The sequence below is a fragment of the Ruegeria sp. ABV4_181 genome (assembly GCF_056158465.1).
Genome location: NZ_JBSWTI010000002.1, coordinates 150413 through 165638, shown reverse-complemented (window position 1 = coordinate 165638; position 15226 = coordinate 150413). Strand labels below are relative to the sequence as shown.

Here is a 15226-nt window from a genome sequence, read left to right as displayed (position 1 = left end):
CGAAGGGAACTCCCGTCTGGAAAAATCAGCCCCCGTCGCTTACCCATGAGGCCACGGGACGTCAACAGCCGCAAAGGGCCAGCCCAATGAGCAGTGAGCATTATACACCCGCCGTGAACCCATTGCCGCCTGTGGTCGTGGCTTTGGTGTTGTTCATCATGGGGGTCGAACTGGCGTTTACGCTGGGCGCGCGCGGGCTGGTCGGTGGCCCGACGGCCGTTGGCTGGCGGCTGGACGCGTTGCAGAGCTACGCGTTTTCGCCCGACATCTTCGACTGGATGGTGCAGAACGGCCGCTGGCCGTTTGAACATGTCGTCCGTTTCGTGACCTATCCGTTTGTTTCCGGCACATTCACGCAGGCTGTTTTTGTCTGTGTCTTTCTGCTGGCCTTGGGCAAGATGGTGGCCGAGGTCTTTGGCGGCTGGCAGATGCTGGTGATCTTCGTGCTGTCCGGCATTGGCGGGGCGCTGTCCTATGCGCTGTTGCTGGACCCGAACAATCCGCTGGTCGGTGGGTTTCCACCGGTTTACGGGCTGATCGGCGCGTTTACCTGGTTGTTATGGCGCAAATTGTCGCTGGTGGGGGAAAACCAGTCCCGGGCCTTCAGCCTGATCGCCGTGCTGATGGGCATCCAGCTGTTGTTTGGCCTGCTGTTCGGAGGCACCTCCGATTGGGTGGCCGATCTGGGCGGGTTCGCCACCGGGTTCGGCCTGTCGTTCTTTCTGGCTCCGGGCGGCTGGGCGCGGATCGTCGGGCGCATTCGCCGCGATTGATCACGACCGGCGCAGCGCCTTCTTGAACTCAGAGATTTCGAAGGCGCCCAGCAGATGACCCAGAAAGAAATAGGTGGCTGCTGCGACCTTGATCAGAAGGATCAGCGCCAGATAGCGCCACCCCGACAACTGGAAAGCCCAGCCAAACAAGTGAATGGCGGTGTAAAGGACAACGCCCATCCCCAGTGACGCCGCCACGATACGCCAGGCCCGGCGTTTGAACCGGTCATCAAAACGGGCCTCTTCGCCCATGCGCCGCGCGCCGAGGATCAACAGCCCGACCATGGCCCAGCCGGCAGCCGAGGCCGCAATGGCCGGCGCTATCCACCCCATCAGCGGATAGAGACCAAACGCCAGCCCTGCATTCACGATCATGGCGACGACGGCATAGTGAAAGGGCGAGCGCGTATCCTCGCGTGCAAAAAACAGCGGCTGCAACAGCTTTTGCAGCATGAAGGCGGGCAGGCCGATGCCATAGATCGCCACCGCCAATGCAGTGGCCGTGGTGTCCGCGGCGCTGAACTGGCCGCGTTCGAACAGGACCGAAACCAGCGGATTGGGCAGGACCACGAAAGCGACGGTCGAGGGGATTGTCAGCAACAACGTGAATTCACCGGCGCGGGAAAACGCATTGCGGGCACCGTCCTTGTCCCCGGCCCGCAGGCGGCGAGACAGGTCGGGCAGCAGCACGATGCCAACGGCAATGCCCACGACACCGAGGGGAAGCTGATACAGCCGGTCCGCCGCGAACAGCCAGCTGACGGCCTTTTCGGTTTTCGAGGCCACCAGCTGCCCAACGACCAGATTGACCTGTGTGACGCCCATAGCCAGCGCCGCCGGTACCGCAATGCGCACCATGCGGCGCATCTCGGGGCTGAGCTTTGGCAGGCCAGGGCGGATGCGAATACCCGCGCGTTCGGTCGCCACCCAGACCAGCGCCAGCTGCGCCACACCGGCCAGCGGGATAACAGCGATCAGCCAGCGGATCACCTCGCCCCCCGCTGCGGCCCCTGCGATCAGAGCCGTACAGGCGAAGATATTCAGCAAGACCGGCGCGGCGGCCGCGGCTGCAAAGCGTCCGGTGGCGTTCAGAACGCCCGAGAACAGCGCCGCCAGCGACATGAACAGGATGTAGGGGAAGACCACATAGCCGTAGTCCACAGCCAGATCGAACCGTTCGTCGCCATAGAACCCCTCGGCCGTGATCCAGACCAGCGCGGGTATGAACACCATTGCCAGACCGACCAGCACAAGTACGGCCACAGCCAGCAGGTTAAAGGCGTCCTGCGCGAACCCTTCCGCGTTCTCGTCCCCTTCCAGCCGTTTTGAGAACATCGGCACAAAGGTCGCATTGAACGCGCCTTCGGCAAAGAAGCGGCGGAACATATTGGGCAGTCGGAAGGCCGCGACAAACGCGTCCATCACCGGGCCCGGCCCGATATAGGCGGTCAGGAGTATTTCGCGCAGGAACCCCAGTATCCGGCTTGCCAGAGTCCAGAACCCGACCGTGAACAGACCGGAAAAGAGCTTTATCTGTTTCATGAGGCCGCGCGCTTGGCGCCATCGGTAATGGCCTTTCGCAACTTGGCCTCAAGCGCGCGCTGCTTGCTTTCGGAATGGTATTTCAGACCGAACATATCCTTGACATAGAAGGTATCGACCACCTGTTCGCCATAAGTCGCGATCACTGCATTGGCGATATAGACGTTTCCGGCGGCCAGTGTCCTGGCAAGGTCATAAAGCAGGCCCGGACGGTCGCGTGTATCAACCTCGATGATCGTATAGATCTCGGACCCGTCATTGTCGAAGATGATGTGGGTCGGCACGTTGAAGGCACGTTCGCGTTTCTTGATCTTGTCGCGCGATTTCAGCGCGTCGCGCGCCACGACCTCGCCTTTCAGCGTCTTGTGGATCATCTGCGTCAGACGGGGCAGGCGGCTGGCCTCGAACGGGTGGCCTTCGGCATCCTGAATCCAGAACGCGTCGGTCACGAAACCGTCCTTGGTGGTGTAGCTGCGCGCATCGACCACGTTGGCGCCGACCAGGGCAAGCGCCCCGGCGATGCGGGCGAAGATACCCGGGTGGTCGGCCATGGCGAAACAGGCGCGGGTGGCATCGCGATCCTCGTCCGGATGCAGGCGGATCTCCATCGCGCCGGGGTCGCCGTTGCGGTCCAGTTCCATCAGCATTTCGGCAAATTCGACATGGGTCGCGATATTCAGGCCCTGCCAGTACGGATCATAATGGCGGCCCGTTTCGGTCTTCAGATCGGACTTGGACCAGCCTGCCAGCTCGGCGCGCAACGCCTTCTTGGCCTCGGCCCCGCGATTGGCGCGGTTGAGGTCCTCCATCCCGGTTTCAAGCGCCCGCTTGGTTTCAGCATGCAGCGCGCGCAACAGGGTGGCTTTCCAGTTGTTCCAGGTATCCGGCCCGACACCGCGGATATCGCAAACCGTCAGAACCGTCAGCAAGTCCAGCCGTTTGACGGTCTTCACCGCTTTGGCGAAGTCGCGCACCGTGCGCGGGTCCGAAATATCGCGCTTTTGCGCCATGTCGGACATCAGCAGGTGATAACGCACCAGCCATTCCACGGTCTCTGCATCGGCCCTGTTCAGTCCAAGCCGGGGCGCAACCTTGCGCGCGATCTGTGCGCCGAGTATCGAGTGATCCTCGGGCCGCCCCTTGGCAATGTCATGCAGCAGCAGCGCCACATAGAGAACCTTGCGGTTGACGCCGCCTTTCAGGATCGACGACGCCAAAGGCAGCGCCTCGACCAGTTCCCCGCGTTCGATCTGGGCCAGGTTGACGATGCACTGAATGGTATGCTCGTCCACCGTATAGCTGTGATACATGTTGAATTGCATCATCGCGACGATGTGTTCAAATTCCGGCAGAAAGGCCGACAGCACACCCAGTTCATTCATTCGGCGCAGGGCACGTTCGGGGTTGCCGTGTTTCAGCATCAGATCAAGGAAGATGCGCTGCGCTTCCTTGTCCTCGCGCATGTCCTCGTCGATCAGGTTCAGATTGGCGCTGACCAGCCGCATCGCATCCGGGTGAATCAGCATGCCGGTGCGCAACCCTTCTTCGAACAGGCGCAGCAGGTTCAGCTTGTCGGCCAGAAACCTGTCGGGGTCGGCCACGTCCAGACGGCCATGCACGACCCGGTACCCGGCCTTGACCCGCGGACGGCGGCGAAAGATGCGCTCCAGCAGCGCGGCCCCCTTCATATGGGACGCTTCCAGCTTGGTCAGAAAGATCCGGGTCAGCTCACCAACGCGCGTTGCCTCGCGGAAATAGCGTTGCATGAACACTTCGACCGCGCGGCGCCCGGCGCGGTCTTCGTATCCCATCCGGTCGGCCACCTCGACTTGCAGATCAAACGTTAGCTGCTCGGTTGCCCGCCCCGTTACCAGATGCAGATGCGAGCGGACAGCCCACAGGAAATCCTCAGCCTGCACGAAAGTGCTGAACTCATCCGGCGTGAACAGGCCCAGCGGTACCAGTTCGGCTACGTCCTGAACGCCATAGATATATTTCGCAATCCAGTAGAGCGATTGCAGATCGCGCAGCCCGCCCTTGCCTTCTTTGACGTTGGGCTCGACCATATAGCGCTGACCCTGTTTCAGATGGCGCTCGTCCCGTTCCTGCAGTTTGGCTTCGATAAACTGACGCTCGCTGCCGGTGAACAGATCGGCCTTCAGGCGGGTCTCCAACTCGGTCGACAGATCGGTGTCACCGGCCAGATAGCGCTGTTCCAGCATGGCGGTGCGGATGGTGAAATCATCGGTGCCCAAGCGCAGGCAGTCCCTGATGGTGCGGGAAGAATGACCGACCTTCAGCCGCAGGTCCCACAGGATATAAAGCATGGATTCGATCACGCTCTCGGCCCAGGCGGTGATCTTGTAGGGGGTCAGGAACAGCAGATCGACATCCGAAGACGGGGCCATCTCGCCACGGCCGTAACCGCCCACCGCCAGCACGGCGATCTTTTCGCCCTGCGTCGGCGAGGCCAGTGGGTGCAGAACTTCGCTGGACACCCGCATGGCGGTACAGACCAGCCCATCGGTCAGATAGGTGTAGGAGTGGGTCAGTGGCCGCGCGTCAAAGGGCCGTGCGGCAAAAGCGTCGGCAATGGCCTGACGCCCGGCTTTCTGCGCATCCCGAAGAATGCGCACGGTCTCATTACGGCGCGCGGCATTGTCCGCGCTCTTGTCAAAGGCTTCCGCCAGTTGCGCCATGACGGCGGTGCTGTCGAATATTTCGTCCGCCGGGCAAATCAGTTCGCCCCGGGGGACGAGCGTCAGCGCCGGACGATCAGAAACCGGCGCCAGAGAAGCTTTGTGGGGCAGGGTCAATCACTACTACCTGTTTATTCTGGATCGTGGCCACAGCCAGACCGCGTTCGTTGGTACCGTTCGAGCGCAGACGGAAAATACCGCCGACGCCCTGGAAACCGGCATTCTGTGTCAGCGCCGAGGCGGTCAGCGCATCCGCCTTGCCCTGGCTGACCAAGGCGCCGATCGCCGCGATACCGTCATAGGCCAGACCACTGATCGGGTGCGGTGCTTCGCCATAAGTGTTGTTGTACCGCTGGCGGTAGGCCTGCGCCTTGGACGGATCCGGCAGCGCGAACCACCCGCCCTGTACGCCCGGCAGATCCAGCGTCTGAGGCGGAATGTCCCAGCGCGTCAATCCGATGTATTGGGTTGTGGCCGGGGACACTCCGGCTTCGGGCAGCAACTGCGAATACAATGGCAGCGCCCCGGCTGTCGTAGCCGTCAGGAACAGCGCATCCGCGCCCGAAGAATCCACGGTGGCCTTGATCGTCGGAACCGAGTTGATCACGCCTTGCTGGGACCGGTCATACCCGACAGAGCCCGCATTATTCACCCGGCTGCTGCTCAGCGCGGTTGCGATTGCGGACTGACCAAGTTGCCCGGCCGCGTCATTGCTGTGCACGATGACCATTCCGGTCTTGCCCCGTGAACCGGCAAAGCTGACCAGCCGGTTGGCGGTGTTGCCAAATGTGGGGCCCAGCACGAACACGTTGCCGCCGGCAATGCTGGTGTTGTTCGAAAAGGACAGGACGTTGACGTTGTTGCTCAGAACGGCAAGACCGGCAGAGTTGGCCGCCTGCGCGTAGACCGGGCCAAGAATGATCTTTGCCCCTTCAGCTACCGCTTGCTGTGCAACCGCAGCGGCTGTGTTCGAACTGCCGCGCGTATCGTAAACCCGAAGGTCGATCTGAACGTTCTGCAGATCGGTCATCGCCAGACGGGCCGCGTTTTCAAGGCTCCGCGCCAGCGCCGCATCGCCGGAATTTCCTGATCCTGCTGGTACCAGCAGGGCGACAGGAACCGGCTTGGACGTGTTGATCGACGGCCCTCCGCCCAACCCACCGGGTTCACAAGCGGCCAGCAATGCAGCGGTGGCCAGTATGGCGGCGGTTTTCGCTAATTTGCGAACGGGCTTGCAAACGGTAAACATCTGAATGAAAACTCCCTGTCCCGGCGGTTTGAGGTACCACCAATCTATTGCGCCGCGATAATAAACGTCACGCAGTGAGGGTCCAGCTTTGAATTTCCAAAAAGTCAGATTGGGCACCGGTCTGTATTTTGTCGCCACTCCGATCGGGACGGCGCGCGATATCACGCTCAGGGCGCTGGACGTGCTGGCCTCGGCTGACGTTATCGCCGCCGAAGATACGCGCAGCCTGCGTCGGTTGATGGAGATACACGGCGTCCCGTTGGAAGGGCGGCGCATTCTGGCCTATCACGACCACAGTGGCGCCGGCGCGCGCGGGAAAATCCTGGATGCATTGCAAGAGGGCAAGTCGGTGGCCTACGCTTCTGAGGCCGGCATGCCGCTGATCGCCGATCCGGGCTATGATCTGGGGCGGCAGGCGGCCGAGGCCGGGCATATGGTGACCTGCGCTCCGGGACCGTCTGCCGCGTTGATGGCGCTGACGCTGGCGGGTCTCCCCACGGATGCGTTCTTTTTTGCAGGCTTTCTGCCCAATGCATCCGGCGCGCGCCGGTCAAGGATCGAAGCCCTGCGGGACGTTCCCGGTACGCTGGTGTTCTACGAATCCCCGAAACGCGTGGCGGCCTGCCTGTCTGACCTAGCGGAGGTGTTGGGCGAAGACCGTCAGGCCGCGATGTGCCGCGAGTTGACGAAGAAATTCGAAGAGGTGCGGCGCGGGACGCTGAAAGAACTGGCCGCGGATCTGCAGGGGCAATCGGTCAAAGGTGAAATCGTCCTGCTGGTGGATCGGGGACATTCGGAATCCGTTAACGAATTTGACATAGAAGAAGCATTGAAACAGGCGCTTGAGACCCATTCGGTTCGGGACGCCGCTGATCTGGTGTCCCGGATGTACAAGCTGCCGCGCCGCCCGATCTATCAGAAGGCCCTTAAACTGGGAAAAGGATGACATGACCGCACGATCCGTTCGAAGCTCGGTGTCCTACCATGCCGGTCAGGCGGCAGAGTTGCGGGTCGCTTCCGAATATGAACGACGCGGGTATTCCATCGAGCATCACCGCTGGCGCGGCCCGGGCGGAGAGATTGACCTGATTGCCCGCAATGCCGACGGGCTTGTTTTCATCGAGGTGAAGAAAAGCTCGGACTTTGACGCGGCTGCGGCCCGGATCAGCCGCCGTCAGATGGACCGGATCTGTGCCTCTGCCGCGCAGTTTTTAGAGACGGAACCGCGTGGGCAACTGACAGATGTGCGCTTTGACGCGGCGCTGGTTGATGCTTCGGGTGCCGTTCAAATCATCGAAAACGCCTTCGGTCTGGCCTGACCCCATTGAACACCCGGTCCCGCTGCGCCATGTATCTGGCGTGAAACTGAGGGACTCGCCATGAAAATCGCCTTTCAGATGGACCCGATCGGGGCCGTGGATATCAACGCCGACAGCTCGTTCCGTCTGGCCGAAGAGGCGCAGGCGCGCGGGCATACGCTGTTTTTCTATAGCCCGGATCAGCTGGCCTATCAGGAAGGGCGGATCACCGCGCGCGGTCATGACATGGCGGTTCAGCGCGTGGCGGGAAACCCGGCAGAGCTGGGTCCGGAACGTGATGTCGATCTGGCCGAATTCGACGTGGTCTGGTTGCGCCAGGACCCGCCGTTTGACATGCATTACATCACGTCGACCCACCTTCTGGACCGTCTGAACGGGCAGACGCTGGTGGTCAACGATCCGTTCTGGGTGCGGAACTACCCCGAGAAGCTGCTGGTTCTGGATTTCCCGGATCTGACCCCGCCGACAACGATTGCGCGTGACCTGCAAACGATCAAGGCGTTCAAGGAAAAACACGGCGACATCATCCTCAAGCCGCTTTACGGCAATGGCGGGGCCGGGGTGTTCCGGCTGGACGCGAATGACCGCAACCTGACCTCTTTGCACGAGTTGTTTACCGGCTTTTCCCGCGAACCCCTGATCGTGCAGAAATTCCTGCCCGACGTCAGCAACGGCGACAAGCGCGTGATCCTGGTCGACGGAGAAGCGGTCGGTGCGATCAACCGGGTACCCGCACAGGGCGAGACACGTTCGAACATGCATGTCGGTGGCCGCCCTGAAAAGATCGGCCTGTCCGACCGCGATCTGGAGATTTGCGCGGCCATCGGACCGTTGCTCAGAGAGAAAGGCCAGGTGTTCGTCGGGATCGATGTGATCGGGGATTACCTGACCGAAATAAACGTGACCTCACCCACAGGCATTCAGGAACTGGAGCGGTTCGACGGTGTAAACGTCGCCGAAAAGATCTGGCAGGCGATTGAGGCCAAGCTCTAGGTCGCAACCCTGGCGCTGATGCGATAGCTCAGCGCCTCGGCCACGTGTGGGCGCCGGACATCTTGCGCACCGTCCAGATCAGCGATTGTGCGCGCGACGCGCAATATGCGGTGAAAGGCGCGGGCGGACAGGCCGAACCGTTCGGCGGCTTTCAACAAAAGCTCTTTGCCCTCAGCATCCGGGGCGGCGATCTCTTCCAGCATCGTGCCTTCGACATCGGCGTTCTGGCGGGTTTCGGGCGTGTCCCGGAACCGCCGCGCCTGAGTGGCGCGGGCCTGCTCGACGCGGGCGGCAACAGTGGCCGAACTGTCACCGGACGGCGGCAGGTCGAGGTCGGTAAAACCGACCGGAGGCACCTCGATCCGTATGTCAAACCGATCCATCAAAGGGCCTGATATGCGGCCCAGATAATCCTCGCCACACACGGGCGCGCGGGAACAGGCGCGGGCGGGGTCGGTCAGATAGCCGCACTTGCAGGGATTGGCCGCGGCCACCAGCATAAAGCGGCAGGGATATTTCACATGGGCATTTGCACGCGCGACCATGACTTCGCCGGTTTCAATCGGCTGGCGCAGGGTTTCCAGAACGGTGCGCGGAAATTCGGGAAACTCGTCCATGAACAGAACCCCGTTATGGGCCAGCGAAATCTCGCCCGGCTTGGCCCCTTTGCCACCGCCGACAATGGCCGCCATCGAGGCGGTATGGTGCGGTTCGCGAAACGGGCGGCTGCGGCTGATGCCGCCTTCATCCAGCAAGCCGCACAGCGACTGTATCATCGAGGTTTCAAGCGCCTCTGTCGCAGTCAGCGGCGGCAGCAGACCCGGAAGCCGCGCAGCCAACATGGATTTGCCGGATCCGGGCGTACCGATCATGATCAGATGGTGCCGGCCGGCGGCCGCGATTTCCAGGGCGCGTTTGGCGCGTTCCTGTCCTTTAACGTCGCGCAGATCGCGCGCGCTGGGCGCCAGGGTCACTTCGCCCGGTTGCGCCGCGGGCAGGGGCGACTGGCCCGAGAAATGGCGCACCACATCACCCAGCGATCCGGCACCGATCACCTGCGTTGCGTCGACCCAGGCGGCCTCGGCGCTTGAGCCCTGGGGGCACAGCAGCGCGCGATCCTCGGCGGCTGCGGTCATGGCGGCAGGGAGGGCGCCGACCACCGGCACCAGAGAGCCATCCAGCGACAACTCGCCCAGCGACACTGCGCCCTCGGCGGCATCGGGCGGTATGATCTCCAACGCGGACAAAAGCGCGACGGCGATGGGCAGGTCAAAATGGCTGCCCTCTTTCGGCAGGTCTGCAGGGGACAGGTTGATGGTGATCCGTTTGGACGGCAGCGCGATGGCCATGGAGCTAAGCGCGCTGCGCACCCGGTCACGCGCCTCGGACACGGCTTTGTCGGGCAGGCCGACGATGGAAAAGGCCGGCAGGCCCGGTGAGACGGCGCATTGCACCTCGACCGGGCGGGCATCAACCCCTTGGAAAGCGACAGTGTGGGCGCGGGCAACCATGAAGGACCTTTTTGGTTAACAGGTCGTTGCTGCCACGGCTGCGGTTTAAGAATTGTTAACGGCGCTGGTCATCGAGTTGAATTTCGGCCAGGCACCCGGATCGGCAACCGTCTTGTCGCGGCAGAATCGATTGCAAAACCCCCAGCGTTGACCATTCAGTTCCAGGAAATGGGTCACCGGCCTGCCGGAATAGGGGCAGGTTTCATTGATCGACGGCCCGTCACCCACTGGTCTTGCGTCCGGTTTTCCACCGATGGGCCATAGGTTTGACGGCAAGTCCAGCGCGTAGGGAAACGGGTCGTAAGCGACAGTCAGTCCCATCGCGCGCCATTGCCGGACCGGCGGGTCGGACAACAATTCCAGACAATAGTCCCGATTGGCCTCGGACACGGGCAAATCATAGCCGACGATCCGCGCGGCGACCGGCGTATAGAAAACATCTGCCAGTGAATACGCGCCGAACAGCGGGCCAGAGGCTGCGCCGGACAGGTTGCGGGCATGGGCCCACAAGGTCTCGATCCGGTCCAGATCGGCACGTGTTTCGGGCGAAGGCTCAAACCCCTGCCAGCGGTGTTTCAGTTGCATCGGGCATTGGCCCCGCAACGCGGTAAAACCCGCCACCATCTCGGCACAGAGCCACCGTGCCGTTGCCCGGGCCGACGGATCCGCAGGCCACAGCCCGGCCTCGGGGTGGCGCTCGGCCAATGTCTCGGCCATGGCAAGGCTTTCACCCACCACGGTACCATCGGGCAGGCGCAGGGCCGGAACAAGGCGCGCCGGGGCAAGGGGCTGCATATCGTCTGCCATGGTACCGGAATAGAGGCCGATCATGTGACTGCGGTACGGCAGGCCGAACTTTTCCAGCATCAGCCAGCCGCGCATGGACCAGCTGGAAAACAGGCGGTCTCCGATAAACAAATCATAGGTCATGGCAGAACGATGCCGTGCGGGCGCAGTTCAGTAAATCAGTGATTTGTGCGGGGTCTGATCACGGACGGTGATTGATGCGGCCCACCGCCCACCCTTGGCTCCGGCGGGTGATATCCGTAACCGAGAGGTTGTCGATCCGATGGCTGAACGCTTCCTGCGCATCGACGCCCAGCGCGCGTTGCACCTGTGTCAGGATCACGCCGAAATGGGCCACGATGACCAGTTCGCGCCCGGAATGCTGCGCGATCAGCCCGTCGATCACGGCATCGACACGCGCCCGCACCTCGTTCCAGCTTTCTCCGTCCGGGGGGCGGACGTCTCCGGGATTGTCCCAATAGGCAAAGGCCAGTTCGGGGTCTTCGGCCTCGATCTCTTTGAACGCGCGCAGTTCCCAGGCGCCGAAGTTGATCTCGCGCAGATCGGGATGATGGGGCAGGCGCCGGCGTGACCCTTGGATGGCCGAGGCTGTGTCTGCGGCGCGGGACAGGTCGGAGGAGATCACGACCGCATCGCGCGGCAGATGGTCGTGCAGGCGCGCAATCGCTGCCCGATCACTGAGATCCGCGGGCAGATCGGACCACCCAACCATGGTTTTCGCGTGGGTCGGCCCGTGGCGAACCAGATGCAGGCGGGTCACGGCAATTGCCCCTTCAGAACCAGCGGCAGGCCGGCGGTCACCTGCACCACCAGATCGGCCTGTGCGGCCAGCGCAATGTTCAGCCGACCCTGCGCTTCGCGGAATCGGCGCGACAGGGCGTTCTCAGGTACGATTCCATATCCGACCTCGTTCGAGACGATGACCACCGGTGCCCGGCAATCCCGCAGATCCTGCAACAATTCTGCTTGCGCCCGGTCCAGATCGTTTTCGGCCAGCAGGTGATTGGTCAGCCACATGGTCGCGCAGTCGATCAGACAGATATCGTCCGGCGTCAGATCGCCCAAAGCCGGGCCAAGGTTCAGGGGTGCCTCAATGGTTGTCCAACCCGCGCCGCGCTGGGCGATGTGGCGTTGCACCTTTTGACGCATCTCATCATCAAACACTTGTGATGTCGCCAGGTAAGTGCGTTTTTTATTTGTTGAAACAATGAGTTGCTCGGCTAATGCCGACTTTCCCGAAGCCGCGCCGCCCAACACAAAGGTTAAATCCGGTCTCACTATAATTACCTTTCAGGTGATCCACCCGGTTTTGTTCTGCGTATCGACCCTAGGTCGGCAAGGCAAGCCCGGGCCGCGCCTGTGAAAAGGGGAGATTTCCATGGCACTGGACAACGCAAAAGATTTTTCGATGTCCCGGCAAGCGATGAAGGCCGAACTTCTGGACGCGGAAACTGAATTGCAACTGGCTTACGCGTGGCGGGATGACCGGGACGAACAGGCGCTGCACCGTCTGATCACCGCCTATATGCGGCTGGCGATTTCCATGGCCGCCAAGTTCAAACGCTACGGTGCCCCGATGAACGACCTGATCCAGGAGGCCGGGTTGGGGCTGATGAAGGCGGCGGATAAATTCGACCCCGACCGCGGCGTGCGCTTTTCGACCTATGCCGTCTGGTGGATTAAGGCGAGCATTCAGGATTACGTGATGCGCAACTGGTCGATGGTGCGCACCGGATCGACCTCATCTCAGAAATCCCTGTTTTTCAACATGCGGCGCGTTCAGGCGCGGCTGGAGCGTGAGGCTGCGACCGAAGGGATGGAACTGGATCGCCATCAGTTGCACCAAAGGATTGCCGCTGAGATCGGGGTCCCTCTGCGCGATGTCGAGATGATGGAAGGGCGGCTTTCGGGGTCCGATTTCTCGCTGAACGCAGTGCAATCGGCGGATGAGGACGGGCGCGAGTGGATCGACGCGCTGGAGGATGAGCGTGAACAGGCCGCTCAGGTGGTCGAGAACAGCCATGACACGGAACAGCTGCGCCAGTGGCTGGTGACGGCCATGCAGGCGCTGAACGATCGTGAGCGTTTTATCGTGCGGGAACGCAAGCTGCGCGAGCCGGCCCGGACCCTGGAAAGCCTGGGTCACGAACTGGGGCTGTCAAAGGAACGCGTGCGGCAACTGGAGGCGGCAGCCTTCGTGAAAATGCGCAAGAACCTTGAAGCGCAATCGCGCGAGGTGCAACACTTCATCGCATGAAACCGATTGCGATTCTGCTGTGTACACTGGCGGTTATGGCCGGTCCCGGTCGGGCCGGCGATCTGATTCCGGACGATATTGCGGATGCGATGAAATCCGCAGATGTCGTAATTCTGGGCGAAATTCACGACAATCCCGATCACCACCTTGTTCAGGCAGAGGCCGTGACCCTCGTAAACCCCTCTGCTGTCGTGTGGGAAATGGTGACCGAAGAAGGCGCGCAACGTCTGGCGGACAAAGCGGTCTCGAACCCCGAGGAATTGTCCAGAATTCTGCGCTGGCTTGAATCGGGCTGGCCGCCGCTCAGCATGTATTACCCGATTTTTCAGGCTTCGGCAGCGCCGGTCTATGGTGCCATGGTTCCGCGCTCGGCCGCGCGCGCTGCGATGGAACGCGGTGCGGCGACTGCGTTGGGTGCAGATGCGGCGCGCTATGGTCTGACTGTTCCGTTGCCGGCGGCGGAACAAGCCGCGCGCGAAGCTGATCAGCTTGCCGCGCATTGCGATGCGATCCCCGAAAGCGCGCTGCCGCAGCTGGTCGCGATTCAGCGGTTGCGCGATGCGGTGCTGACCCGGGCGATCCTGCGGGCGCAGGAGGAAACCGGCGGGCCGGTGGCGGTGATCACCGGTAATGGCCATGCCCGCAAGGACCGGGGCATCCCAACCTTTCTGGCCCGCCTGCGTCCGGGGTTGAAGGTATTTGTTCTGGGCCAGTCCGAAGATGGCGTCGTTGATGGGGAATTTGATGCCGTGATCGACAGCCCGGCGATTGAACGCGAAGACCCCTGCCTGGCTTTTGAAACTCAGAATTAACCGCTGGAACTGACGGGCGGCCTTGCCTAATGTCGGGGCCGACCGGGACGGGAAGGGCAACACATGCTGGCATCGAAACGCATTCTTCTGATCATCGGTGGTGGGATCGCAGCCTATAAGTCACTCGATCTGATCCGGCGTCTTAAAGAGCGCGGCGCGGCGGTAACGCCGGTGCTGACCCGCGCCGCCGAGGAATTCGTGACGCCCCTATCGGTGTCGGCTCTGGCCGGCGAAAAGGTCTATCGGGATCTGTTTGACCTGACCGATGAGGCCGAAATGGGCCATATTCAGCTTTCACGCTCGGCCGATCTGATCGTTGTTGCCCCGGCGACGGCTGACCTTATGGGCAAGATGACCGCGGGGCTGGCCAATGATCTGGCCTCAACCCTGCTGATGGCAACCGATACGCCGGTTCTGTGCGCGCCCGCGATGAATGTGCGGATGTGGGATCACCCCGCGACAAGGCGCAATCTGAAGCAATTGCAGGCTGATGGTGTCCGGTTTGTCGGTCCCAACGAGGGCGATATGGCCTGCGGCGAATACGGCCCGGGGCGCATGTCGGAACCGCTGGAGATCGTGGCCGCGATCGAAGCGGAACTGGGCGCCGGGCCGCTGAGCGGAAAACGTATTCTGGTGACGTCCGGCCCGACCCATGAACCGATCGACCCGGTGCGCTACATTGCCAACCGGTCCTCGGGCGCGCAGGGGGCGGCGATTGCGCGCGCATTGTCCGCGCTGGGCGCTGAGGTGGTCTTTGTGACCGGGCCGGCGGACGTTCCCCCACCTGAGGGCGTGCAGGTCGTGCCGGTCGAGACCGCGCAACAAATGTCGGACGCTGTGGATGCGGCACTGCCGGTTGACGCAGGCGTATTTGCTGCGGCGGTCGCGGATTGGCGCCTGGCAAGCGCGTCGGACAAGAAACTGAAGAAAAGCCGCGATGGCCTGCCTGTGCTGGAATTTGCCGAGAATCCCGACATCCTTAAGCGTGTTGCACGGATGGAGGCCGGACGGCCCGCTCTGGTCGTGGGCTTTGCCGCCGAGACGGACAATGTAATCGACCACGCAACGGCAAAACGGGCGCGCAAGGGTTGCGATTGGATCGTTGCCAATGATGTCAGCCCCGCGACCGGCATTATGGGCGGGTCCGAGAACGCGGTGATCCTGATCTCGGATGCCGGGGCCGAGGAGTGGCCGCGCATGGGCAAGGATGCGGTGGCGGAACGTCTGGCGCGCAAGATCGCCGACGCACTAAGCAGTTAGAAAG

General features: G+C 62.2%; 14 protein-coding genes. 7 read left to right on the top strand and 7 right to left on the bottom strand.

The features are described from left to right. The first annotated feature begins 86 nt into the window (after positions 1 to 86). A complete protein-coding gene (locus ACXAC3_RS00790) occupies positions 87 to 773 on the top strand; it encodes a rhomboid family intramembrane serine protease (protein ID WP_475154417.1) in 687 nt (228 codons plus the stop codon). Here the strand turns inward: ACXAC3_RS00790 and murJ are convergent, their stop codons facing one another. From murJ to ACXAC3_RS00775, 3 genes are read right to left on the bottom strand one after another with little or no spacing between them, the layout of a single operon-like run. Further along, positions 774 to 2315, bottom strand: coding sequence for a murein biosynthesis integral membrane protein MurJ (gene murJ, locus ACXAC3_RS00785; RefSeq protein WP_475154413.1), 1542 nt, complete (start codon positions 2313 to 2315; stop codon positions 774 to 776). Continuing rightward, positions 2312 to 5131, bottom strand: a complete 2820-nt coding sequence (locus ACXAC3_RS00780; protein ID WP_475154410.1) for a [protein-PII] uridylyltransferase — start codon at positions 5129 to 5131, stop codon at positions 2312 to 2314. Before ACXAC3_RS00780 ends, murJ begins: the two co-directional genes overlap by 4 nt. Next, on the bottom strand, positions 5091 to 6263 hold the full coding sequence (locus tag ACXAC3_RS00775) for a penicillin-binding protein activator (RefSeq protein WP_475154407.1): 1173 nt from the start codon (positions 6261 to 6263) through the stop codon (positions 5091 to 5093). Before ACXAC3_RS00775 ends, ACXAC3_RS00780 begins: the two co-directional genes overlap by 41 nt. An 88-nt stretch (positions 6264 to 6351) precedes the next feature. On the opposite strand from ACXAC3_RS00775, the gene rsmI reads away from it, so the two are divergent. From rsmI to gshB, 3 genes are read left to right on the top strand one after another with little or no spacing between them, the layout of a single operon-like run. Continuing rightward, positions 6352 to 7209, top strand: coding sequence for a 16S rRNA (cytidine(1402)-2'-O)-methyltransferase (rsmI, locus tag ACXAC3_RS00770; RefSeq protein WP_475154403.1), 858 nt, complete (start codon positions 6352 to 6354; stop codon positions 7207 to 7209). Position 7210: 1 nt separating this feature from the next. Beyond that, positions 7211 to 7582, top strand: coding sequence for a YraN family protein (locus ACXAC3_RS00765; RefSeq protein ID WP_475154399.1), 372 nt, complete (start codon positions 7211 to 7213; stop codon positions 7580 to 7582). A 60-nt stretch (positions 7583 to 7642) separates the two neighbouring features. Beyond that, a complete protein-coding gene (gshB, locus tag ACXAC3_RS00760) occupies positions 7643 to 8575 on the top strand; it encodes a glutathione synthase (protein WP_475154395.1) in 933 nt (310 codons plus the stop codon). Here the strand turns inward: gshB and ACXAC3_RS00755 are convergent. From ACXAC3_RS00755 to cobU, 4 genes are read right to left on the bottom strand one after another with little or no spacing between them, the layout of a single operon-like run. After that, on the bottom strand, positions 8572 to 10086 hold the full coding sequence (locus ACXAC3_RS00755; protein WP_475154390.1) for a YifB family Mg chelatase-like AAA ATPase: 1515 nt from the start codon (positions 10084 to 10086) through the stop codon (positions 8572 to 8574). The two genes, gshB and ACXAC3_RS00755, sit on opposite strands and share 4 nt — an antisense overlap. Before the next feature lie 45 nt (positions 10087 to 10131). After that, positions 10132 to 11016, bottom strand: a complete 885-nt coding sequence (locus ACXAC3_RS00750; protein WP_475154388.1) for a glutathione S-transferase N-terminal domain-containing protein — start codon at positions 11014 to 11016, stop codon at positions 10132 to 10134. Between the two features lie 58 nt (positions 11017 to 11074). Next, positions 11075 to 11653: a histidine phosphatase family protein gene (locus ACXAC3_RS00745; RefSeq protein WP_475154385.1), complete on the bottom strand. Its 579-nt coding sequence runs from the start codon at positions 11651 to 11653 to the stop codon at positions 11075 to 11077. Next, positions 11650 to 12171, bottom strand: coding sequence for a bifunctional adenosylcobinamide kinase/adenosylcobinamide-phosphate guanylyltransferase (gene cobU / locus ACXAC3_RS00740; protein ID WP_475154383.1), 522 nt, complete (start codon positions 12169 to 12171; stop codon positions 11650 to 11652). Before cobU ends, ACXAC3_RS00745 begins: the two co-directional genes overlap by 4 nt. A gap of 100 nt (positions 12172 to 12271) precedes the next feature. Between cobU and ACXAC3_RS00735 the strand changes: the two genes are divergently transcribed. The 3 genes from ACXAC3_RS00735 (at position 12272) to coaBC (ending at position 15222) form a co-directional block, all read left to right on the top strand. Next, a complete protein-coding gene (locus ACXAC3_RS00735; RefSeq protein WP_475154381.1) occupies positions 12272 to 13150 on the top strand; it encodes an RNA polymerase factor sigma-32 in 879 nt (292 codons plus the stop codon). Then, positions 13147 to 13962: a ChaN family lipoprotein gene (locus ACXAC3_RS00730; protein ID WP_475154377.1), complete on the top strand. Its 816-nt coding sequence runs from the start codon at positions 13147 to 13149 to the stop codon at positions 13960 to 13962. Before ACXAC3_RS00735 ends, ACXAC3_RS00730 begins: the two co-directional genes overlap by 4 nt. A gap of 63 nt (positions 13963 to 14025) precedes the next feature. Continuing rightward, positions 14026 to 15222, top strand: coding sequence for a bifunctional phosphopantothenoylcysteine decarboxylase/phosphopantothenate--cysteine ligase CoaBC (gene coaBC, locus ACXAC3_RS00725; protein WP_475154375.1), 1197 nt, complete (start codon positions 14026 to 14028; stop codon positions 15220 to 15222). The last annotated feature ends 4 nt before the right edge of the window (positions 15223 to 15226 follow it).

Coding starts and splice junctions, on each gene's coding strand:
- coaBC (WP_475154375.1), top strand. CDS start 14,026: ATGCTGGCATCGAAACGCATTCTTCTGATCATCGGTGGTGGGATCGCA.
- ACXAC3_RS00790 (WP_475154417.1), top strand. CDS start 87: ATGAGCAGTGAGCATTATACACCCGCCGTGAACCCATTGCCGCCTGTG.
- ACXAC3_RS00775 (WP_475154407.1), bottom strand. CDS start 6,263: ATGTTTACCGTTTGCAAGCCCGTTCGCAAATTAGCGAAAACCGCCGCC.
- gshB (WP_475154395.1), top strand. CDS start 7,643: ATGAAAATCGCCTTTCAGATGGACCCGATCGGGGCCGTGGATATCAAC.
- ACXAC3_RS00750 (WP_475154388.1), bottom strand. CDS start 11,016: ATGACCTATGATTTGTTTATCGGAGACCGCCTGTTTTCCAGCTGGTCC.
- murJ (WP_475154413.1), bottom strand. CDS start 2,315: ATGAAACAGATAAAGCTCTTTTCCGGTCTGTTCACGGTCGGGTTCTGG.
- ACXAC3_RS00735 (WP_475154381.1), top strand. CDS start 12,272: ATGGCACTGGACAACGCAAAAGATTTTTCGATGTCCCGGCAAGCGATG.
- ACXAC3_RS00765 (WP_475154399.1), top strand. CDS start 7,211: ATGACCGCACGATCCGTTCGAAGCTCGGTGTCCTACCATGCCGGTCAG.
- ACXAC3_RS00730 (WP_475154377.1), top strand. CDS start 13,147: ATGAAACCGATTGCGATTCTGCTGTGTACACTGGCGGTTATGGCCGGT.
- ACXAC3_RS00755 (WP_475154390.1), bottom strand. CDS start 10,086: ATGGTTGCCCGCGCCCACACTGTCGCTTTCCAAGGGGTTGATGCCCGC.